The organism is Brevundimonas sp. 1080, from assembly GCF_040545985.1.
Classification (GTDB): Bacteria; Pseudomonadota; Alphaproteobacteria; order Caulobacterales; family Caulobacteraceae; genus Brevundimonas.
The window spans coordinates 204,758-223,285 of record NZ_JBEPMW010000003.1 but is presented as its reverse complement, the minus strand read 5'-3'; the positions used below and the strand labels follow the sequence as shown (position 1 = coordinate 223,285).

21 protein-coding genes and 1 other RNA gene are annotated in these 18,528 nt (G+C 64.8%); 11 read left to right on the top strand and 11 right to left on the bottom strand.

The window, feature by feature from the left end:
* Positions 1 to 3: 3 nt before the first annotated feature.
* Positions 4 to 1,071 (bottom strand): Mrp/NBP35 family ATP-binding protein, encoded by a 1,068-nt coding sequence (locus ABIC32_RS11570; protein WP_354074267.1) that lies wholly within the window; start codon positions 1,069 to 1,071, stop codon positions 4 to 6.
* A gap of 74 nt (positions 1,072 to 1,145) precedes the next feature.
* On the opposite strand from ABIC32_RS11570, the gene miaA reads away from it, so the two are divergent.
* The 3 genes from miaA (at position 1,146) to ABIC32_RS11555 (ending at position 3,356) form a co-directional block, all read left to right on the top strand.
* Complete coding sequence (gene miaA, locus ABIC32_RS11565; RefSeq protein WP_354074266.1) at positions 1,146 to 2,048, top strand: tRNA (adenosine(37)-N6)-dimethylallyltransferase MiaA; 903 nt, start codon at positions 1,146 to 1,148, stop codon at positions 2,046 to 2,048.
* Between the two features lie 354 nt (positions 2,049 to 2,402).
* Positions 2,403 to 2,771: a transfer-messenger RNA gene (ssrA, locus tag ABIC32_RS11560) on the top strand.
* Positions 2,772 to 2,882: 111 nt separating this feature from the next.
* Positions 2,883 to 3,356, top strand: a complete 474-nt coding sequence (locus tag ABIC32_RS11555; protein ID WP_295241906.1) for an SspB family protein — start codon at positions 2,883 to 2,885, stop codon at positions 3,354 to 3,356.
* A gap of 6 nt (positions 3,357 to 3,362) precedes the next feature.
* Here the strand turns inward: ABIC32_RS11555 and ABIC32_RS11550 are convergent, their stop codons facing one another.
* A complete protein-coding gene (locus ABIC32_RS11550; RefSeq protein ID WP_354074265.1) occupies positions 3,363 to 3,734 on the bottom strand; it encodes a RusA family crossover junction endodeoxyribonuclease in 372 nt (123 codons plus the stop codon).
* A gap of 61 nt (positions 3,735 to 3,795) precedes the next feature.
* On the opposite strand from ABIC32_RS11550, the gene fumC reads away from it, so the two are divergent.
* Positions 3,796 to 5,187 (top strand): class II fumarate hydratase, encoded by a 1,392-nt coding sequence (gene fumC / locus ABIC32_RS11545; protein WP_354074264.1) that lies wholly within the window; start codon positions 3,796 to 3,798, stop codon positions 5,185 to 5,187.
* Between the two features lie 62 nt (positions 5,188 to 5,249).
* Here the strand turns inward: fumC and ABIC32_RS11540 are convergent, their stop codons facing one another.
* Together ABIC32_RS11540 and ABIC32_RS11535 are read right to left on the bottom strand one after the other, a co-directional pair.
* Positions 5,250 to 5,636, bottom strand: a complete 387-nt coding sequence (locus ABIC32_RS11540) for a YccF domain-containing protein (protein WP_307511418.1) — start codon at positions 5,634 to 5,636, stop codon at positions 5,250 to 5,252.
* 96 nt (positions 5,637 to 5,732) lie between these two features.
* On the bottom strand, positions 5,733 to 5,972 hold the full coding sequence (locus ABIC32_RS11535) for a DUF2171 domain-containing protein (RefSeq protein WP_039243689.1): 240 nt from the start codon (positions 5,970 to 5,972) through the stop codon (positions 5,733 to 5,735).
* A 150-nt stretch (positions 5,973 to 6,122) separates the two neighbouring features.
* On the opposite strand from ABIC32_RS11535, the gene ABIC32_RS11530 reads away from it, so the two are divergent.
* On the top strand, positions 6,123 to 7,382 hold the full coding sequence (locus tag ABIC32_RS11530; RefSeq protein ID WP_354074263.1) for a patatin-like phospholipase family protein: 1,260 nt from the start codon (positions 6,123 to 6,125) through the stop codon (positions 7,380 to 7,382).
* 2 nt (positions 7,383 to 7,384) lie between these two features.
* The gene (locus ABIC32_RS11525; RefSeq protein WP_354074262.1) at positions 7,385 to 7,573 is read left to right on the top strand and encodes a DUF4169 family protein; all 189 of its coding nucleotides are present in this window, start codon (positions 7,385 to 7,387) and stop codon (positions 7,571 to 7,573) included.
* Between the two features lie 4 nt (positions 7,574 to 7,577).
* Here ABIC32_RS11525 and ABIC32_RS11520 read toward each other — a convergent pair whose 3' ends face one another.
* Complete coding sequence (locus ABIC32_RS11520; protein ID WP_354074261.1) at positions 7,578 to 8,462, bottom strand: DMT family transporter; 885 nt, start codon at positions 8,460 to 8,462, stop codon at positions 7,578 to 7,580.
* A gap of 106 nt (positions 8,463 to 8,568) precedes the next feature.
* Here ABIC32_RS11520 and ABIC32_RS11515 point away from each other — a divergent pair, with 106 nt between their 5' ends.
* The 3 genes from ABIC32_RS11515 to ABIC32_RS11505 are packed head-to-tail and all read left to right on the top strand — an operon-like array spanning position 8,569 to position 9,941.
* On the top strand, positions 8,569 to 8,976 hold the full coding sequence (locus ABIC32_RS11515) for a YbaY family lipoprotein (protein WP_354074260.1): 408 nt from the start codon (positions 8,569 to 8,571) through the stop codon (positions 8,974 to 8,976).
* Positions 8,973 to 9,197, top strand: a complete 225-nt coding sequence (locus ABIC32_RS11510) for a ribbon-helix-helix domain-containing protein (protein ID WP_354074259.1) — start codon at positions 8,973 to 8,975, stop codon at positions 9,195 to 9,197. Before ABIC32_RS11515 ends, ABIC32_RS11510 begins: the two co-directional genes overlap by 4 nt.
* 24 nt (positions 9,198 to 9,221) lie before the next feature.
* Positions 9,222 to 9,941 (top strand): SIMPL domain-containing protein, encoded by a 720-nt coding sequence (locus tag ABIC32_RS11505; protein ID WP_295186203.1) that lies wholly within the window; start codon positions 9,222 to 9,224, stop codon positions 9,939 to 9,941.
* On the opposite strand, the gene ABIC32_RS11500 is transcribed toward ABIC32_RS11505, so the two are convergent.
* Positions 9,922 to 10,149, bottom strand: a complete 228-nt coding sequence (locus ABIC32_RS11500) for a hypothetical protein (protein ID WP_354074258.1) — start codon at positions 10,147 to 10,149, stop codon at positions 9,922 to 9,924. The genes ABIC32_RS11505 and ABIC32_RS11500 overlap by 20 nt on opposite strands.
* A 125-nt stretch (positions 10,150 to 10,274) precedes the next feature.
* Between ABIC32_RS11500 and ABIC32_RS11495 the strand changes: the two genes are divergently transcribed.
* A complete protein-coding gene (locus tag ABIC32_RS11495; protein WP_354074257.1) occupies positions 10,275 to 12,629 on the top strand; it encodes an ATP-dependent helicase in 2,355 nt (784 codons plus the stop codon).
* Positions 12,630 to 12,663: 34 nt separating this feature from the next.
* The gene (locus ABIC32_RS11490) at positions 12,664 to 12,846 is read left to right on the top strand and encodes a DUF3606 domain-containing protein (RefSeq protein ID WP_055753752.1); all 183 of its coding nucleotides are present in this window, start codon (positions 12,664 to 12,666) and stop codon (positions 12,844 to 12,846) included.
* 61 nt (positions 12,847 to 12,907) lie between these two features.
* On the opposite strand, the gene lpdA is transcribed toward ABIC32_RS11490, so the two are convergent.
* From lpdA to pdhA, 5 genes are read right to left on the bottom strand one after another with little or no spacing between them, the layout of a single operon-like run.
* Positions 12,908 to 14,314 carry a dihydrolipoyl dehydrogenase gene (gene lpdA, locus ABIC32_RS11485; protein WP_354074255.1) on the bottom strand — a complete coding sequence of 469 codons (1,407 nt, stop codon included), beginning with the start codon at positions 14,312 to 14,314 and terminating at the stop codon, positions 12,908 to 12,910.
* Complete coding sequence (locus ABIC32_RS11480) at positions 14,314 to 14,793, bottom strand: glutathione peroxidase (protein WP_354074254.1); 480 nt, start codon at positions 14,791 to 14,793, stop codon at positions 14,314 to 14,316. The genes lpdA and ABIC32_RS11480 overlap by 1 nt, the downstream gene beginning before the upstream one ends.
* Positions 14,794 to 14,808: 15 nt before the next feature.
* Complete coding sequence (locus ABIC32_RS11475; RefSeq protein WP_354074253.1) at positions 14,809 to 16,110, bottom strand: pyruvate dehydrogenase complex dihydrolipoamide acetyltransferase; 1,302 nt, start codon at positions 16,108 to 16,110, stop codon at positions 14,809 to 14,811.
* Complete coding sequence (locus ABIC32_RS11470; protein WP_354074251.1) at positions 16,107 to 17,474, bottom strand: pyruvate dehydrogenase complex E1 component subunit beta; 1,368 nt, start codon at positions 17,472 to 17,474, stop codon at positions 16,107 to 16,109. Before ABIC32_RS11470 ends, ABIC32_RS11475 begins: the two co-directional genes overlap by 4 nt.
* Before the next feature lie 3 nt (positions 17,475 to 17,477).
* Positions 17,478 to 18,506, bottom strand: a complete 1,029-nt coding sequence (gene pdhA, locus ABIC32_RS11465) for a pyruvate dehydrogenase (acetyl-transferring) E1 component subunit alpha (protein ID WP_354074250.1) — start codon at positions 18,504 to 18,506, stop codon at positions 17,478 to 17,480.
* Between the last annotated feature and the right edge of the window lie 22 nt (positions 18,507 to 18,528).

The window sequence follows — 18,528 nt, the reverse complement described above, 5'->3', positions numbered from 1 at the left end:
TTTCTATAGTCCGAGCGCTGAGGACACGCGCGCGGCGATTTCGACGAAGCGGCCGGCGATATCGCCCTGCGGATCGGTTGCGACCGGCGGTCGTCCGGCATCGCCGCCCTCTCGCAAGGCGGCGTCCAGCGGCAAGGCGCCCAAGAACGGGATGGATAGGCGCTCGGCCTCGGCCTTCCCCCCGCCTTCACCGAAGACTGGCCCGCTCATGTTCTCGATCAGGCCAAACGTCTGGACATTGACGCGCTGGAACAAGGCGTGGGCGCGCCGGGCATCGGCCAGCGCGACTTCTTGCGGAGTCGACACGATCACCGCTCCATCCAGCGGCGTCTTCTGGATCAGGGTCAGCTGGACGTCGCCCGTGCCCGGCGGCAGATCGACCACCAGCACGTCCAGCGGCGCATCAGCCGTTCCCCAACGCGTCTGGGTCAGCATCTGGGTGATGGCCTGCGACGCCATGGGTCCGCGCCAGATCATGGCGTCGTCCATCTTGGTCAAGAGGCCAACCGACATGGCCTTCAGCCCGTGAGCGACGTGCGGCACGATGGCGCCGTCCTCGTAGGTGGGTTGGCCGCTGATGCCCAGCATCGTCGGCAGCGACGGCCCATAAACATCGGCGTCGAGAATGCCGACCGAAAGCCCGCGCGCCGAAAGTGCGGCAGCCAAGTTCACCGCAACGGTGGACTTGCCGACCCCGCCCTTGCCGCTGGCGACGGCCAGGACGCGGCGGACATGGGGGGGACGATCTGTGGGGACCGGCGCCTTGGCGCGGCCCTGATCAACCGCCGCCTTGGAAAGGCCCGCCGTGCGCGGCGCAGCAGTAGGCTGGGTCTCGGCGGTCAGAATGACCGAGACGCGCGCCATGCCGGGAATGGCCTTCAGCGCAGCCTCCGCTTTGTTACGAACCGGCGCGTAGGCGGCCGCTTGGGTGTGATCGACTTCCATGGCAAACCCCGCGCGATCCTCGGCCACGACCAGACCCTGAACCAGACCGGCGGCGACCAACCCCTGGCCGGAAACCGGATCGATGATGGCGTCGAGGGCGGCGATGACGGCGGAGCGTTCGACCAAGGCGGTCTCCAAGGGACTTGCAGGCGATGATGCGCGCGTTCTATCGCCCTCGAACCCGTCCCGCGAGCCACGATTTGTCCAAGCCGCCCCCAATCACCCTGATCGCCGGCCCGACCGCCTCGGGCAAGTCGGCGCTGGCGCTGAAGATGGCGCGCGAAACGGGCGCGGTGATCATCAACGCCGACAGCCAGCAGCTCTACGCCGACCTGCGCATCCTGACGGCCCGCCCGTCGGTTGAAGATGAAGCCCAGGCCGATCATCGACTTTATGGCGTCGCAGACGCGGCGGACGCCTGGTCCGTCGGACGCTGGAGCCGCGCGGCGTTGGATATCCTTGGTGAACTGCGCGCGGAAAATCGTCCTGCGATCCTAGTCGGCGGCACCGGGCTGTATTTCATGTCGCTGACGCGGGGATTGGCGGACATTCCCCCTGTCCCGCTCGCAACCCGAGACGCGGTCGAAGCCGAGTTTGCCGCCCTAGGCGAGACAGCTTTTCGCGCCCGCCTGGCCGAGACCGACACCCGTGCGGCCCTTGCCATCGAACAGGGCGACCGGCAACGGCTGGTGCGCGCCATGAGCGTCTTCGTCGCCAGCGGCCGGTCGCTCAGCGACTGGCAGGCCGACACCCGCCCTCTGCTCGCGCCAGACTCATGGACAGGGATGGTGATCGAACCGGACCGACATCACCTCTATCGCAACTGCGACGCCCGCGTGGATCTGATGCTCGAACACGGCGCACTGGACGAAGTGCAGACCCTGACCGCCCGCCGGTTGCCCGACAATCTGCCCGCCATCAAGGCGGTAGGCGTGCGTGAACTGGCCGCCCTGCTGTCTGGCGAGATGACGCGGACCGACGCCGTCGCGGCTCTAAAACAGGCGACGAGAAATTATGCCAAACGTCAGTTGACCTGGTTCCGACAGCAGACGCCGCGTTGGTTGCGCACTACAACTGACCATTCCACATCAGGCGCCGGCTGATCCCGACAACGAAGTTGCGCTGGTTTGCGGCGGCGAGGAAAAACCACTACGCCGTAATGCGAACCATGTTGGAGACGTCGTGTGATCGTGTTTGGATTTATATTGTCGCTCTCGTCAGCGCAGCAGACGGCCCCGGCACCCGCCGCACCCGCGCCGAGCGTCTCCGAGCCCGCAAACGAGGACAACCGCATGGTATGCCGACGCGAGCGGGTCGTGGGCTCCAACCGCCCTCAGAAGGTTTGCCTGACGCGTCAGCAGTGGCAAGAACAGCGCGATAACTCGCGCCAGATGATGGACCGGACGAGCCCAGGCCGCGGCGAGGAATTGCCAAGCAACCGGGCCGGCTGACGCCGCCGCCTTTTAATCCTGCGAAAACCGCCTATATTCGCCATGTCCGGTCTCGGCCGGACTATGGCGATAAATGCGCTTGTAATAAGCGGACCGGACCCGGGTGCGATTCCCGGCGGCTCCACCAACTTTCTCCCCGCGTTATCGGCGGAGGCAGCATGGGGCCGACTAGCATCGACGGACGTGTAAAGAGGATTGCTTTCGCTCGTCCTGGCCCACCGTATCGGGCCATTTTCTAACTGCGAACGATAACTTCGCTGGAGAAGTCGCTCTCGCCGCGTAATGCGGTTCGAGTGATTTCGAATCTTAAGTCCTAGGGGTTCAGATCCCTGGGCGGGGCCCGTCGGGGGGCCTGGCAACAGAACCCCCGGCACTTTCCAAAAAATGATCGGGAGCCTGGCGCCAGAATCCCGGCGCTTTACCTTCATGACACCTTTCGCCTACGGCCCTGCGCCGCTATCAGTCGCGCTCTGATGTGAGGTGACGATGAGCGACCAGGCCCCTCCGGTCGATGAGATGCGGTACGAACAGCTCGCGCAGGAAGCCCTGCGCGGCGTTATGCGTGCCGCGCTGGAACGCGTGCTGGCCGAGGGCCTGCCCGGCGCCCACCACTTCTACATTACCTTCAAGACGCGCGCCGTTGGCGTCAGCGTGGCCCCCGACATTCTGGCGAAATATCCGGAAGAGATGACGGTCGTTCTGCAGCACCAGTATGACGATCTGCGCGTCGAGCCTGAGCGTTTCTCGGTCAAGCTGCGCTTCGGCGGCATGCCCAAGAGCCTGGTCATCCCCTATTCCGCGATCACGCGCTTCTACGATCCCAGCGTCCAATTCCTGCTGCAGTTCGAAGACCCGCAGCTTCTGGACGAGATCGAAGACGAGCCGACCCCTCCCCAGGACATGCCGCCGATTTCGGATGGCCCCAAGGTCGTTTCGCTGGACCAGTTCCGCAAGAAATAGCCGCCGTCAGTCCTTGCGTGGATAGGAGCGGATCAGGATCCGCTCTCTTTCGCCTTCGCGTCTTTCGACCAGCAGCCGCGCGACTTGGGCGTCGTCGTGGAACAGATAGCCTTTGATGGAGTCGAGCAAGGCCTTGGCCAGGTTGTCGAGGTCCATCCACGGCGGCTCGCCGACATGCTCCATGCGGATTTCTACGACATGGTCGCCCCATGATGGTCTGGCTCCGCGCCATTCCTTGCGCATGAATTCATAGACCAGCGGCTTATAGTATTTGGCCTGGGTCGTCAGGCCATCGATGACGATCTCGACCGCGTCGCCGTCTTCACGCGCCCGGACCTTGCCGGTCCCGATCCAATCCGCCTTCGTCTTGCCCTGCATGGCTCTCGTGCTACACCGCCGCGCAACCCATCGCCACGCCTGAGAGACGAGATTTACGCGCATGAGCAACGTCCGCACAGAGACCGACACCTTCGGCCCGATCGAAGTCGCCGCCGATCGCTACTGGGGCGCCCAGGCGCAGCGGTCGCTGGGCAACTTCAAGATCGGTTGGGAAAAGCAGCCCCTGCCGGTCGTGCGCGCCCTGGGCATCGTCAAGCGTGCGGCCGCCGAGACCAATCGTGACTTGGGCAAGCTGGATCCGGCCCTGGCCGACGCCATCATCAAGGCCGCCAATGAGGTCATCGAAGGCAAGCTGAACGACCACTTCCCGCTGGTGGTCTGGCAGACGGGTTCGGGCACCCAGTCGAACATGAACGCCAATGAGGTGATCTCGAATCGCGCGATCGAGATTCTGGGTGGCGAGATGGGCTCCAAGAAGCCGGTCCATCCCAACGACCACGTCAATATGAGCCAGTCGTCCAACGACACCTATCCCACGGCCATGCACGTCGCCTGCGCCGAGCAGGTGGTCAAAGACCTGATCCCGGCGCTGAAGCATCTGCACGCCGCGCTGGACGCCAAGGCCAAGGCCTGGGGCCACATCATTAAGATCGGCCGCACCCATACCCAGGACGCCACGCCTCTGACGCTGGGCCAAGAGTTCGGCGGCTATGCGCAACAGGTCGAGAACGGCATCAAGCGCATCGAACAGACGCTGCCGGCCCTAATGGAACTGGCGCAGGGCGGCACCGCCGTCGGCACGGGCCTGAACGCGCCCATCGGCTTCGCCGAGAAGGTTGCGGCCCAGATCGCCGAGATCACCGGCCTGCCCTTCACCACGGCCCCGAACAAGTTCGAGGCCCTGGCCGCCCACGACGCCATGGTCTTCAGCCACGGCGCCATCAACACAGTCGCCGCCAGCCTGTTCAAGATCGCCAACGACATCCGCTTCCTGGGTTCCGGCCCGCGTTCGGGTCTGGGCGAACTGGCGCTGCCGGAAAACGAGCCGGGCTCGTCGATCATGCCGGGCAAGGTCAATCCGACGCAATGCGAGGCCCTGACACAAGTCTGCGTCCAAGTGTTCGGTAACAACGCCGCCCTGACCTTCGCCGGGTCGCAAGGCCATTTCGAGCTGAACGTCTACAACCCCGTGATGGCCTACAATTTCCTGCAGTCGGTGCGCCTGGTCGCCGACGCGGCCATCAGCTTCACCGACAACTGCGTCGTCGGCATCGAAGCGCGCGAGGACAATATTGCGCGCGGCCTGAACAACTCGCTGATGCTGGTCACCGCCCTCAACGGCAAGCTGGGCTATGACCTGTGCGCCAAGATCGCCAAGACCGCGCACAAGAACGGCACCACGTTGCGCGAAGAGGCTGTCGGCGGCGGCTATCTGACGGACGCGGAGTTCGATGAAGCCGTGCGGCCGGAAAAGATGATCTCGCCGGGCTGATCCCATCCAGGGACAAAATTTTGCAGCGCCGACGTCGTCTGACGTCGGCGTTTTCTTTTGGGTCAGGCCTTGTCGCGGATGGTGCGTCCGACCGGCGCCAGCGCCAGCTTGGCCAATTCGAGATCCTTCAGCGCGAACGGAATGCCGATAATGGAGACGAACTCCGCCACGGCGATGATCAAATGCGTCAGGGCGATGTACCAGCCGGCCACGACGAACCAGACGATGTTCAACACGACGCCGACACAGCCAGCGACAGGATGCGTGTCCTGCCACACGATCTCGCGGCCGAAGGGCCAGAACGAATAGCTGGCGATGCGCCACGCTGCGAACGTCCACGGCAGGCCGACAACGGTCAGCGCCAGGATCGCGCCGCCCAGCAACCATAGAAGGCCGGAAATCCAGCCGCCGAAGATGAGCCAGAGGATATTCAGGATCAGGCGCATCAAGACAGGCTCCACTGTCGCCCAATGCGACATATCGCAGATAAGCAAAAGGCCCCGCTTGTGCAGCGGGGCATTCATTAAATCGGCGTCAGATCGGCCTTAGTGAGGCTTCTCGGTCCAGCGCGCCTTGGCGTCGTCTTGGGTCAGGCTCAGATGGACGTGCTTGTCATCGACCCGTTCGACCCAGCTGACCGGGATCATGTGGTGCTTGAAGCCGCCGGCGAAATCCAGCTTCGCCAGTTCAATCTGGTCGCCCAGGACGTGATCGACCCGGCCCACGTGACCGCCGTCCGAGCCTACGACTTCGAGGTGTTCCTTGATGAGCGAAACGTCAACCATGTGTATCTCCACGCGTTTGGTTTGTCCTGCCGATGAGAACACACCCGGCCTGCGACGGTTTCAAACGGCGACGCTTGTTCATCGCCTTGATGACAGGATTGGCAAGGACGCGGTAGAAGCCGGCGTTCACACGGAACCGGAACTCAAGATATGCGGCGGATTGGATCAGGCCTGTTCGGCGTCCTCATGGCCTTGGCCTTGTCGGCGTGCGGAACGCTGGATCGCCCGACCGGCCCCCTCCGCATCACTGACGGCACGCTTGTCAAGGCGGAAGACCCTCGCATCCGCGCCAGCGACAGCGCGCGCCTGCAGGCCTTCACCCAGGAAATCGGTCAGCGACTTCGGCCCGACAAACCGACGTCGATCCTGGCGCTGTCTGGCGGCGGCGCAAACGGGGCCTACGGCGCCGGGCTTCTAGTCGGTTGGACCGAACAGGGCGATCGACCCGCGTTCGATGTCGTCACCGGCGTCAGCACGGGGGCGCTTGCCGCTCCGTTCGCCTTTCTTGGATCGGATTGGGACGACGAACTTCAGCACGCCTACACCAGCGGCGCCGCCAGCAATTTGCTGAGCTGGCGCAGTTTCGCCGCCTTCCTGAACCCGAGCCTGTTCTCATCGCAGGTCCTGCGCAATCTGGTGGACGAGAACGTCACCCCTGAACTGATGCAGGCCGTCGCGCGCGAGCACGCCAAGGGCCGACGCCTGCTGGTGGCGACGACCGATCTGGACAGCGAGGAAACCGTCATCTGGGACATGGGTCTCTTGGCGACCCAGGGCGACGAGAACGCCCGCGAACTGTTCAAGGAGGTGCTGGTCGCCTCAGCCAGCATTCCCGGCGTCTTTCCTCCTGTGCTGATCGCCGGGCTTCAGGACGACGACAAGGTGGTTCTGGAAATGCACGTCGACGGCGGCGTCAACACGCCGTTTCTGGCCATTCCTGAAGACCTGATGCTTTGGACCCGCCCAAAGGACGAAGGGCGTGTCGGCGCCCTCTATGTGATCGTCAACGGTCAGGTCGGCCGCAACGACGGGGTCACGCCCGGCCGCCTGTCGGGTATCCTGGCGCGGACCTATGACAGCATGAGCAAGTCGTCGCTGCGCATCCATCTGGCGGTGACGGCGGCGTTTGCGCGGCGCAATGGGCTGGACATGGCGCTGTCGGCCATTCCAGACAATGTCGCCGCGTCCAGCCTGAAGTTCGATCAGGAGACCATGACGGCCATGTTCGAACTGGGGCGTCAGCGCGGGCGCGGCGCCGATGCCTGGACCCGGCTGGGCGAGCGCCCGGCGGACCAGCCCTTCATCCCCCAGACGACGATTTCGGAGTCTCAGGTGCCGGCTGTGCTGACGCCCGAGCCCTCGGCGAAACCGTCGTCCGATGCGCCCCCCGCGGAAAAGCCCAAGGCGTAGTCATGGGCGAAATCATCAATCTGAACCGGGCGCGAAAGGCCCGCGCCAAGGCGGAAGACAAGGCCCTGGCCGCCGCCAACCGCGTGGCGCACGGACGCTCCAAGGCCGAGAAGACCCTGTCCGCTCTTGAGCGTCAACGCGCCCAGAAGCAGCTGGACGGTCAGAAGCTGGAGCCGAAATCCGACGACTGACGGCTCAGGCCTTGGGCGCGCGGATCAGCATGACCTGCCCCGCCAGCACAAGAGCCAGGCCGATCAGGGCGCTCCAGCCGAACCGCGCGCCCTCGAACAGTACCGACACCAGCATGGCGATGGGCGGCGTCAAAGCCGAGATGTAGCTGGCCAGGGCATAGCCGCGTTGGCGCGCGATGGTGAAGTACAAGCCGAACGCGATCACCGACCCGAACAGCGAGAGATAAAGCAGCGACAGGACATAGTCCGGCGTCGGCTCGATCCGCCACGTCACGCCGGTCGCCATGCCGTACAGCGCCAACATGGCTGTGCCATAAGCCATCGCCCAGGAGGTGGCGGCCATAACGGGCGCGCCCGCCTGCTGTCCCTTCCAGGCGAACCAGTTGCCGAGCGCCGAAGCCAGTACAGCGGTTAGCGCGAAGAGGACGCCCAGCCCCGGATTGAGCCCAGCGCCGGCCGCGGTGATCTGGCCGTAGGACAAGACCCCGACGCCCATGACGCCCAGTACTGCGCCGATCCACGCCGCTGGCGCCGCCTTCTGTCCACCCAGCAGCCGAAACAGGATCAGGTTCACAAAGGCCAGGGCGGCGAAGATCACCGCGACCACAGCCGACGCCACCTGCCCTTCTGCGGCATAGACGAAGCCATAGCTGACCGCGAAGACGAAGGCGCCCTGGCCGATGGCGGCCAGATGCTGGCTGCGCGTCAGACGCAGCGGCCGTCGCGTCACGGCGCAGAATGCGAACAGCACCGCCGACGCCAGACCAAACCGCCAGACGATGGAGACGATAGAATCAACCGGCCCCAACTGCAGGGTGATCGCGTACCAGGTCGTGCCCCAGATCAGGGCGCAGATGGCGATCGCGACGATCGCAAAGGGACGGCTCAAGGGTTGATCTCCGGCGGTGGACGGCCCGCATAACACGCCCTAACGCCACGCGCCCTCACGTCTTGCGCCTGAGTGTGACACACTGGGCGCCTCGAAGGAGATCGCCATGCGAAACGCCCCTCTGATCCTGCCCGCAGCCCTGGTCCTGGCTGCCTGCGCCGCCACGCCGGACATGACGACCGGAACGACGGTCGTAAATGTGACCGCCACCTATCGCGAACGGATCATGCTGCCGCCCGGCCATGTCCTGACCGTCAGGGTTGAGGATGTCAGTCTGGCCGACGCTCCCGCCAAGGTTCTCGCCGAGACCAGCGAGCCGCTGAACGGCGCCCCGCCCTATCGCGTCACCCTTGGCTTTCCCACGTCTCAGATCGATCCGCGCCACACCTATGCCGCGCGCGCCGAGATCCGAGACGCGGCCGGCGCTCTGGTCTTCGTTACGGACACCCGCCACGCGATCCTGACGAACGGCGCGCCGGCCTCGGCCGAGATCGTGCTGAAGTCGGCGCGTTGAGCAGCCTCAGCAAACGTTCGGTCGCCCTGGCCGGCCATGCCACCTCGGTGGCGCTGGAGCCCGAATTCTGGGCCGTGCTGGACCGGATCGCGGCTGCCCGCAGCCTCAGCAAGGCCCAGCTCCTGGCTGAAATCGACGCCAGTCGCGGCCGACGCCCCCTCGCCTCCGCCTGTCGCCTGCTGGCGCTGGACTGGGTGGCGGATCATGGAAGACCGGCGTAGCTTCGATCCAACGGAGACCTGACCATGTTCGACAATCGTCTGCTTCCAGCCGCCGTGGTCGGCGGTCTTCTGGCTGTCGGCTTCATCGGCGCCGGCGCCCTGATCGGTCAGGGCGTCATTCACGCGCGCGCCGGCGACCGCACCGTAACGGTGCGCGGCCTGTCCGAACGCAATGTAAAAGCGGACCTTGCCGTCCTGCCGCTACGCTTCACGGCCTCGGGCGATGTCCTTTCGGAAGTTCAAACCAAGATCGACGGCGATCTGGCGCTGGTCCGCCGCTTCCTCACCGCCCAGGGCTACCCTGCCCAGGCCATCGAATTGGGCCGGTTGGAGGTGGCCGACACCCGGTCGCGAGAATACGCCGCCCAGAACGGCGGTCCACGCTTCATCCTGGCTCAGACGGTGATCGTGCGGACCAGCGATGTCGCCCGAGTTCAGGCAACGACGCGACTGCTCAACGATCTGGTGCGTCAGGACGTGGTGCTGCAGGACTTCCAAGGTCCGTCCTATATCTTCACCAAGTTGAACGACGTGCGCCCGCAAATGATCGCCGAGGGTACAGCGGCGGCGCGCACCGGGGCGGAACAGTTCGCCAAGGACAGCGGAACGCCCTTGGGCCCGATCCGTCAGGCCACCCAGGGCTCGTTCGAAATCCTGCCGCGCGATGGCGCAGCCGGCGACGAAGCCGCCTCCATCGACAAGAAGATCCGGGTCGTTACGACCATCACCTATAGTCTGAAGTAGTCTCGGGCGGTCCGGCGTCGGAGGATTGCGCTTGCCCGATGAAATTGACGTCGGCCTGCGGATCTTGACCCATCTCGACCAACACGACCCAGACCGCCAGGATCACGAACATTCCGACCATGCCCAAAACGAAGGCCCACCACCCGGCCTTCTTGCCGCGTGGTTTGCGGTGTGACGCCGCGTCTCCTTTGTCAGTGTTCTGCTGCATCGCACCTAGGAACCGGCCGTCGATCCGCCGGGTTCCGAGATTTCATTGTGGCGGCGGCCCTGACATTGCCGCTCGGTCCCCTTATGTTCCGGTTTCGAATCTGACTGACGGATGTTTCTGCGCCTGTGACTGATCTTCCCGCCCCCCGTATTTCCGACCTGGCGCGAGCCCGCGCGCCCGAGGGCGAGGCGTCGAATGACTATCTGAGAGGGCTGAACCCGGAGCAGCGCGAGGCGGTCCAGACGACCGAGGGGCCGGTTCTGGTTCTGGCGGGCGCGGGAACGGGCAAGACTCGCGTCCTGACGACACGGCTGGCGCACATTCTGGCGACAGGCCGGGCGAAGCCGTGGGAGCTGCTGGCCGTCACCTTCACCAACAAGGCCGCGCGCGAAATGCGCGAACGGATCACGCATCTGATCGGCCCCTCCGCCGAAGGGTTGCGCTGGCTGGGCACCTTCCACTCCATCGCCGCCCAGATCCTGCGTCGCCACGCCGAACTGGTTGGTCTGAAATCCAGCTTCACCATCCTGGACACCGACGACCAGGAACGAGTGCTGAAACAGCTGCTGGAAGCGGCTAATATCGACACCAAACGCTGGACGCCCAAGTCGCTGTCCGGCCTGATCGATCACTGGAAGAACCGCGGCTGGACGCCGGACAAGCTGCCGTCCGGCGAGGACTTCGCCAACGGCAAGGGTCAGGGTCTGTACGCCGCCTATCAGGCGCGCTTGCGCAGCCTGAACGCTTGCGACTTTGGCGATCTGCTGCTGCACAACATCACCATCCTGTCGCAGCATGCGGACCTGGCTGAGGAATATCGCCGTCGGTTCCGCTACATCCTGGTGGACGAATACCAGGACACCAACGTCGCCCAGTATCTGTGGCTGCGGCTGCTGACGGCCTCGACAGGCAACGTCTGCTGCGTCGGCGACGACGATCAGTCGATCTACGGCTGGCGCGGGGCCGAGGTGGACAACATCCTGCGCTTCGAGCGCGACTTCCCTGGCGCCAAGATCGTCAAGCTGGAGCGGAACTATCGCTCGACCAGTCATATCCTGGGGGCGGCGTCCGGCCTCATCGCCGCCAACCGAGACCGGCTGGGCAAGACCCTGTGGACCGAGGACGACAGCGGCGACAAGGTGCGCGTACGCGGCGTCTGGGACGGCGAGGCCGAGGCCCGGCTGATCGCCGACGAGATCGAGACCGCGCGGCGTCCCCACGCCGGCGAACCCGGCCTGAAATACAAGGACATGGCCATTCTGGTCCGCGCCTCGTTCCAGATGCGCGCCTTCGAGGAACGGCTGGTCATGCTGGCCATCCCTTACACCGTCATCGGCGGGCCGCGCTTCTTCGAGCGCGCCGAGATCCGCGACGCCCACGCCTATCTGCGCCTGATCCTGTCGGAAGACGACGACCTCGCCTTCGAAAGGATCGTCAATGTGCCCAAACGCGGCATCGGCGACACCAGCGTGCAGAAAATCCTGCAACTGGCCCGCCAACACGACCTGTCGGCCCTGACCGCCGTGCGGGGCCTGATCAATACCGATGAGCTTCAGGCCCGCACCCGCACCGCCCTGTCCAACTTCGTGCGCGACATCGACCGCTGGCGCCAACTGTCCGAGACCACGCCCCACTGGCAGGTCATGGAGACGGTGCTGGAGGAGAGCGGCTATACCGACATGCAGAAGGCCGACCGCACCAGCGGCCAGACCCGCCTGGAGAACCTGAAGGAACTGACCCAATCGATGCAGCAGTTCGAGACGCTGCAAGCCTATCTGGAGCACGTCTCCCTGGTCATGGATCTGGAGCGCGCGACCAGCGACGATCCGAACGGCGACGGGGCGGTGCAGATCATGACCCTGCACGGCGCCAAGGGGCTGGAGTTCCCGCTGGTCTTCCTGCCCGGCTGGGAGGAAGGCGTCTTCCCCAGCCAGCGCAGCATCGACGAAAAGGGCGAAAAGGGCCTCGAGGAGGAACGCCGCCTGGCCTATGTCGGCGTCACCCGCGCCAAGCAAGACGCGCGGATCAGCTTCGCCGCCAACCGTCTGGTCTATGGCCGTTGGACCTCGCAACTGCCCAGCCGCTTCGTCGACGAACTGCCTATCGCCCACGTCGATCCCCAATCCGACACAGGCTATTACGGCGCTTCGTCCGGCATGAAGGAGGCCAAGAGCCGCTGGGACGACGCGCCATCCTTTGGCAGCGGTTATTCCTCCCCCGGCTGGAAACGCGCCCAATCCTTCACCGCCGCTCAGACGCCGGCCAAGATCCCGGCGCGCAAGGCCGTCATCGACGGCGACGGCCGCCTGATCGCCACCGCCGACCCCAAATCCGGCTCAGGCTGGAAAAAGGGCGAACGCGTCTTCCACCAGAAGTTCGGCTACGGAAACGTGCGTGTCATCGAAGGCAACAAACTGCTGGTCGAGTTCGAAAAGGCCGGGGAGAAGCGCGTCATCGACAGCTTTGTCGAGAAGGCCTAACCCGGCGCTCTAACGCAATGAATGGGAGCCAAAGATGGCGGGCCTCAAGGACAAGCGCGGCTTCATCGACAAGGATCGCATTGATCTGTCGGAACGTCAGTCGGTCGAATACTGGATGAAACGCTGGGGCGTAACCAAGGACCAGATCACCGCCGCCCACCGGAAGGTTGGGCGCATGACCAAGGATATCGCGGCGGAATTGGGCAAGAAGCGCTGACTCCGCCTGCCTGAAACGAGAAACGGCCCCGGAGCACTCCGGGGCCGTTTCGGTCTCTGCCTTAGATGTGGATCACACGCCCATAGGCGTCCAGCGCCGCTTCGTGCATGGCCTCCGACATCGTCGGGTGCGGATAGACGATCCCGTGGATGTCTTCCTCCGTCGCCTCCATGGTGATGGCGGTGACATAGCCCTGGATCATCTCGGTCACCTCGTGGCCGATCATGTGGGCGCCGATCAGGGCGCCGGTCTTGGCGTCGAAGATCACCTTGACGAAGCCGTCGGTGTCGCCCGAGGCGATCGCCTTGCCGTTCACGAGGAACGGGAAGCGGCCGATTTTCACTTCGCGCTTCTCGGCGCGCGCGGCCTGTTCGGTGACGCCGACCGAGGCGACCTGCGGCTGGGCATAGGTGCAGCCGGCGATGGGCGAATGGACGTTAGGGGTCTTGTAGCCGGCGATGTGTTCGGCGGCGTGGATGCCTTCGTGCGACGCCTTGTGCGCCAGCCAGGGCGCGCCGGCGCAGTCGCCGATGGCGTACAGGCCCTTGACGTTGGTCTGGCAGTGGCCGTCGATCTTGACGTGGCCGCGGTCCATTTCCAGACCCAGTTCTTCCAGGCCGATGCCGTCGGTGTTCGCGGTGATGCCCACGGCGGAGATGCAGACCTCGGCCTCCAAGGTCTCGGCCTTGCCGCCGATCTCCACGGCGACCTTCACGCCCTTGGCGTCCTTGCTGACCTTGGTGACCTTGGCGCCCAGCTTGAACTTCATGCCGCGCTTTTCGAACGACTTCTGAGCCGCCTTGGAGACCTCTTCGTCCTCGACCGGCATGATGCGATCCACGGCTTCGACCACGGTCACGTCACAGCCTAGGGCGCGATAGAAGCTGCCGAACTCGATCCCGATGGCTCCCGAACCGATCACGACAATCGACTTGGGCATGAATTTCGGCGCCATGGCCTCGCGATAGGCCCAGATGCGATCACCGTCGGCTTCCAGCCCGATCTGCGGCAGGGCGCGAGCGCGGGCGCCGACAGCCAGCATGACGGACTTAGCTTCCAAAACGCGCGAACCGCCTGCTTTCAGAGCGACCACGACCTGTGGCGCGGCGGCGCCCTTCTCCAGCTTGGCTGACCCCTCGATCACCTCGATCTTGTTTTTCTTCATCAGGAAGCCGACGCCCTGATTCAGCTGTTTGGCCACGCCGCGCGAGCGCTGGATGATGGCGTCGAAATCGAACGACGCGCCCGACGCCGACAGGCCGTACTCCTTCAGATGGCTCAGGCTCTCGAACTTCTCGCCCGACTTCAGCAGGGCCTTGGTCGGGATGCAGCCCCAGTTCAGGCAAACGCCGCCCAAATTCTCGCGCTCGACGATGGCGACCTTCAGGCCCAACTGGCTGGCGCGAATGGCCGCGACGTAACCGCCGGGGCCCGAGCCAATGACGACGAGATCGAATTCAGCAGCCATTAGATCAACTTCTCGATGTCGGCCTTGATGGCCTCAGGTTCAGTCTGCGGGGCGTATCGGGCGATCACCCTGCCCTCGCGGTCGGTCAGGAACTTGGTGAAGTTCCACTTAATGGCTTTGGAGCCCAGGAAGCCGCGCTTCTGTTCGGTCAACCAGGCGTAAAGCGGATGTCGGTTCGGTCCGTTGACCTCCACCTTGTCGAACAAGGGGAAGGTCACATCGAAACTGGTGGCGCAGAAGGCGGCGATTTCCGCCGCCTTGCCCGGCTCCTGCTCGCCGAACTGGTTGCAGGGAAAGCCCAACACCTCAAACGGCTGATCGGCGAACGCGCGGTGCAGCTTTTCGAGGCCGTCGTACTGCCCCGTAAAGCCGCACTTGGACGCCGTATTGACGATCAACAACGCCTGACCGCGAAAGCGATCGAGCGAAACGTCCGTGCCGTCGATGGCGCGGGCGGAGAAGTCATAGACCGAGGTCATGACCTCACCCTCCCCTTAGGCCAGCATCGCGACGGGATCTTCGATCAGCGGCTTGAACGCCTGCAGGAAGCGGGCGCCGGTCGCGCCGTCCACCACGCGGTGATCGCAGGTCAGGGTTACGGTCATGACCGTGGCCGGCACGACCTGGCCGTTCTTGACGACCGCGCGTTGCTCGCCCGCGCCCACGCTCATGATGCAGCCCTGCGGCTCATTGATGATCGAGGTAAACTGTTTGATGCCGAACATGCCCAGATTGGACACCGAGAAGGTGCCGCCCTGGAACTCTTCGGGCTTCAGCTTGCGGTCGCGGGCGCGCTTGGCCAGGTCCTTGGACTCGGTCGCGATCTGCGCCAGACCCTTGGTTTCGGCCTTCTTGATGATCGGGGTGATCAGGCCGCCGTCGATCGCCACCGCCATGGAGACATCGGCGTTGTGGTGCATGGCGATGCCTTCGGGCGTGTAGGAGGCGTTGGCCTCCGGCACCATCTTCAGGGCCAGGGCGGCGGCCTTGATGACGAAGTCGTTTACCGAAACCTTGATCCCTTGCGGCTCCAGCATCTTGTTGACCTTGGCGCGCACGGCCATCAGCTGGTCGATTTCGCAATCGATGAACAGCGGGAAGTGAGGCACGTTCTGGACGCTGTCGACCATGCGACGCGCAACCGCCTTCTTCATGCCGTCCAGCGGGATCAGGTCATAGCTGCCGTCCGGAATGCCCATTTGCGCCAGCGACTGCGCCTTGCGCGGCTCGGCTGCGGTCGCGGCGGGCGACGCCGACGATGCGGTCGCAGGCTGAGCCGACGCCTTGCCGGCGGCCTCGACGTCGCGTTTGACGATGCGGCCGTGGGGACCGGTGCCCTTGATCGACTTCAGATCGACGCCGTTCTGCGCGGCGATACGTCGAGCGAGCGGCGACGAGAAGATGCGATCTCCGCTGTCCGACTTCGGCGCGGCGGGCGCCGGAGCGGCAGGCGTGGTGACCTTGGGCGCCTCGGCAGCAGCCGGAGCGGCCTCGGCCTTGGACGCCTCCTCCGTCTTGGCGGCGGTTTTTTCAGCCGGCTTGGGCGCGGCCGCGCCGCTCTCGTCCTTCAGGCGGGCGATGGGCGTATTGACCTTCACGCCTTCCGTGCCTTCAGCGACCAGGATGTCGGTGACTTCGCCCTCGTCCACGGCCTCGACTTCCATCGTGGCCTTGTCGGTTTCGATCTCGGCGATCACGTCGCCGGCGGAGACAACGTCTCCGACCTTGACGTGCCACTTGGCCAGAACGCCCTCCTCCATGGTCGGAGACAGGGCCGGCATCAGGATATCGGTCATGCCATCACCTGCTTCACGGCCGCAATGATCTTGTCCACGCCTGGCAGCGACAGCACTTCCAGATTGGCGGCGTAGGGCAGCGGCACGTCTTCCTGGTGCACGCGCAGCGGCGGGGCGTCCAGATAATCGAAGGCGTGCTCGATGACGCGGGCCACGACCTCGGCGCCGACGCCCATCGGACCCCAGCCCTCTTCGGCAGAGACCAGGCGGTTCGTCTTCTTGACGCTCTCGACGATGGTCTCGTGATCCAGGGGGCGCAGAGTGCGCAGGTCGATCACCTCGGCCTCGATACCCTCCTCGGCCAGCTTCTCGGCGGCCTGCAGGGCGAAGCCGACCATCCGGCTGTGGGCGGTGATGGTGACGTCCTTGCCTTCGCGGCGGACCTTGGCCTTGCCGATTGGCAGGACATAATCCTCGACCTCCGGCACATCGAACTCCAGGCCGTACATCATCTCGTGTTCGAGGAAGACGACCGGGTTCGGGTCACGGATGGCGGCCTTCAGCAGGCCCTTGGCGTCGGCCGCGTCATAGGGTGCGATGACCTTCAGACCAGGCACCTGAGCATACCAGGCCGAATAGTCCTGGCTGTGCTGGGCGCCGACGCGCGAGGCGGCGCCGTTCGGACCGCGGAACACGATAGGCGCGCGGATCTGGCCGCCCGACATATAGAGCGTCTTGGCGGCCGAGTTGATGATGTGGTCGATCGCCTGCATGGCGAAGTTGAACGTCATGAACTCGACGATCGGCTTCAGGCCCGACATGGCGGCGCCGACGCCCAGACCGGCGAAGCCGTGCTCGGTGATCGGGGTATCGACGACGCGCTGATCGCCGAACTCCTGCAGCAGGTCGCGGCTGACCTTGTAGGCGCCCTGATACTGGGCGACTTCCTCGCCGATCAGGAAGACGCGATCGTCGCGGCGCATCTCTTCGGCCATGGCGTCACGAAGGGCGTCGCGCACGGTCGTCTTGACCAGTTTGGCGTCGGCCGGGATTTCTGGGTCGCGCAGTTCGACCTTGGGCGCCGCAGCCTGAGCCGGGGCCTTTTCGGGATCGCCGGTCTTGCCTTCTGCCGTCGCCTTGGGCGTCTCGGCTTCAGCGGCTTTGGGCGCAGGCGTCGCTGCGCCGTCTTCGCCGGCCAGACGCGCGATCGGCGTGTTGACCTTCACGTTCTCGGAGCCTTCGGCGACCAGGATTTCCAGCACTTCGCCCTCATCCACGGCCTCGACTTCCATCGTCGCCTTGTCGGTTTCGATCTCGGCGATCACCTGGCCGGCCGACACGGCGTCGCCCGCTTTGATGTGCCACTTGGTCAGCGTGCCCTCTTCCATCGTGGGGGACAGCGCCGGCATCAGAATGTCGGTCACGGATCAGGCCTCCACGTAGACGTCGGTGTAGAGCTCGGACGGATCGGGTTCCGGGCTCTCTTGGGCGAATTGAACAGCTTCGGCGACGATCGCCTTGATCTCGTTGTCGATGGCCTTGAGCTCGTCCTCGGTCGCATTGGCGGCCGACAGCAGCGTCTTCAGGTGATCGATCGGGTCGCGGGTCTTCTTAACCTCATCGACCTCTTCCTTGGTCCGGTACTTGGCCGGGTCGGACATCGAGTGACCCCGATAGCGATAGGTCTTCACTTCCAGGATGAAGGGACCGCCGCCTTCGCGGGCGCGCTTGACCGCACGGGCCGCCGCGTCGCGCACGGCCAGCACGTCCATGCCGTCGACCTGCTCGCCCGGAATGCCGAAGCTGGCGCCGCGCTGATACAGTTCGGTCGTCGAGGACGAGCGCTCGATGCTCGTGCCCATGGCGTACTGGTTGTTCTCGATGATGTAGATGGCCGGAAGCTTCCACAACTGCGCCATGTTGAAGCTTTCGTACACCTGCCCCTGGTTCGAGGCGCCGTCGCCGAAATAGACGAAGGCCACCGAGTCGTCGCCGCGATACTTGCCGGCGAAGGCCAGGCCAGTGCCCAGCGCCACCTGGGCGCCGACGATGCCATGACCGCCGTAGAAGCCGGTCGGCACGTCGAACATGTGCATCGATCCGCCTTTACCCTTGGACGAACCGCCGCTGCGGCCGGTCAGTTCGGCCATGACTTCCTTGGGATCCATGCCGGCGGCCAGCATATGGCCGTGGTCGCGATAGCCGGTGATGATCTTGTCGTGGCCTTGTTTGACGCTCTCCTGAACGCCGACCGCCACGGCCTCCTGGCCGATGTAAAGGTGGCAGAAGCCGCCGATCAGACCCATGCCGTAGAGCTGGCCCGCACGCTCCTCGAAACGGCGGATCAGAACCATCTCGCGATAGAAGCGCAGAAGGTCTTCCTTGGACGCCGTCGGCGTGTTGGGCAGTTTGTCAGGCGTGGTCGTCTGAGCGGATTTGGCTGGGGCTTTCGCCATCCGGTATCTCCCGGCTAGGCGC

Bases quoted from the DNA above. Each gene is read 5' to 3' on its own strand.
- ABIC32_RS11490 (WP_055753752.1), top strand. From the start codon at position 12,664: ATGGCGGGCCTCAAGGACAAGCGCGGCTTCATCGACAAGGATCGCATT.
- ABIC32_RS11550 (WP_354074265.1), bottom strand. From the start codon at position 3,734: ATGCAGGGCAAGACGAAGGCGGATTGGATCGGGACCGGCAAGGTCCGG.
- ABIC32_RS11515 (WP_354074260.1), top strand. From the start codon at position 8,569: ATGCGAAACGCCCCTCTGATCCTGCCCGCAGCCCTGGTCCTGGCTGCC.
- ABIC32_RS11535 (WP_039243689.1), bottom strand. From the start codon at position 5,972: ATGGTTGACGTTTCGCTCATCAAGGAACACCTCGAAGTCGTAGGCTCG.
- ABIC32_RS11505 (WP_295186203.1), top strand. From the start codon at position 9,222: ATGTTCGACAATCGTCTGCTTCCAGCCGCCGTGGTCGGCGGTCTTCTG.
- ABIC32_RS11500 (WP_354074258.1), bottom strand. From the start codon at position 10,149: ATGCAGCAGAACACTGACAAAGGAGACGCGGCGTCACACCGCAAACCA.
- ABIC32_RS11480 (WP_354074254.1), bottom strand. From the start codon at position 14,793: ATGACCTCGGTCTATGACTTCTCCGCCCGCGCCATCGACGGCACGGAC.
- lpdA (WP_354074255.1), bottom strand. From the start codon at position 14,314: ATGGCTGCTGAATTCGATCTCGTCGTCATTGGCTCGGGCCCCGGCGGT.
- pdhA (WP_354074250.1), bottom strand. From the start codon at position 18,506: ATGGCGAAAGCCCCAGCCAAATCCGCTCAGACGACCACGCCTGACAAA.
- ABIC32_RS11555 (WP_295241906.1), top strand. From the start codon at position 2,883: ATGAGCGACCAGGCCCCTCCGGTCGATGAGATGCGGTACGAACAGCTC.
- ABIC32_RS11530 (WP_354074263.1), top strand. From the start codon at position 6,123: ATGCGGCGGATTGGATCAGGCCTGTTCGGCGTCCTCATGGCCTTGGCC.
- ABIC32_RS11475 (WP_354074253.1), bottom strand. From the start codon at position 16,110: ATGACCGATATCCTGATGCCGGCCCTGTCTCCGACCATGGAGGAGGGC.
- ABIC32_RS11525 (WP_354074262.1), top strand. From the start codon at position 7,385: ATGGGCGAAATCATCAATCTGAACCGGGCGCGAAAGGCCCGCGCCAAG.
- fumC (WP_354074264.1), top strand. From the start codon at position 3,796: ATGAGCAACGTCCGCACAGAGACCGACACCTTCGGCCCGATCGAAGTC.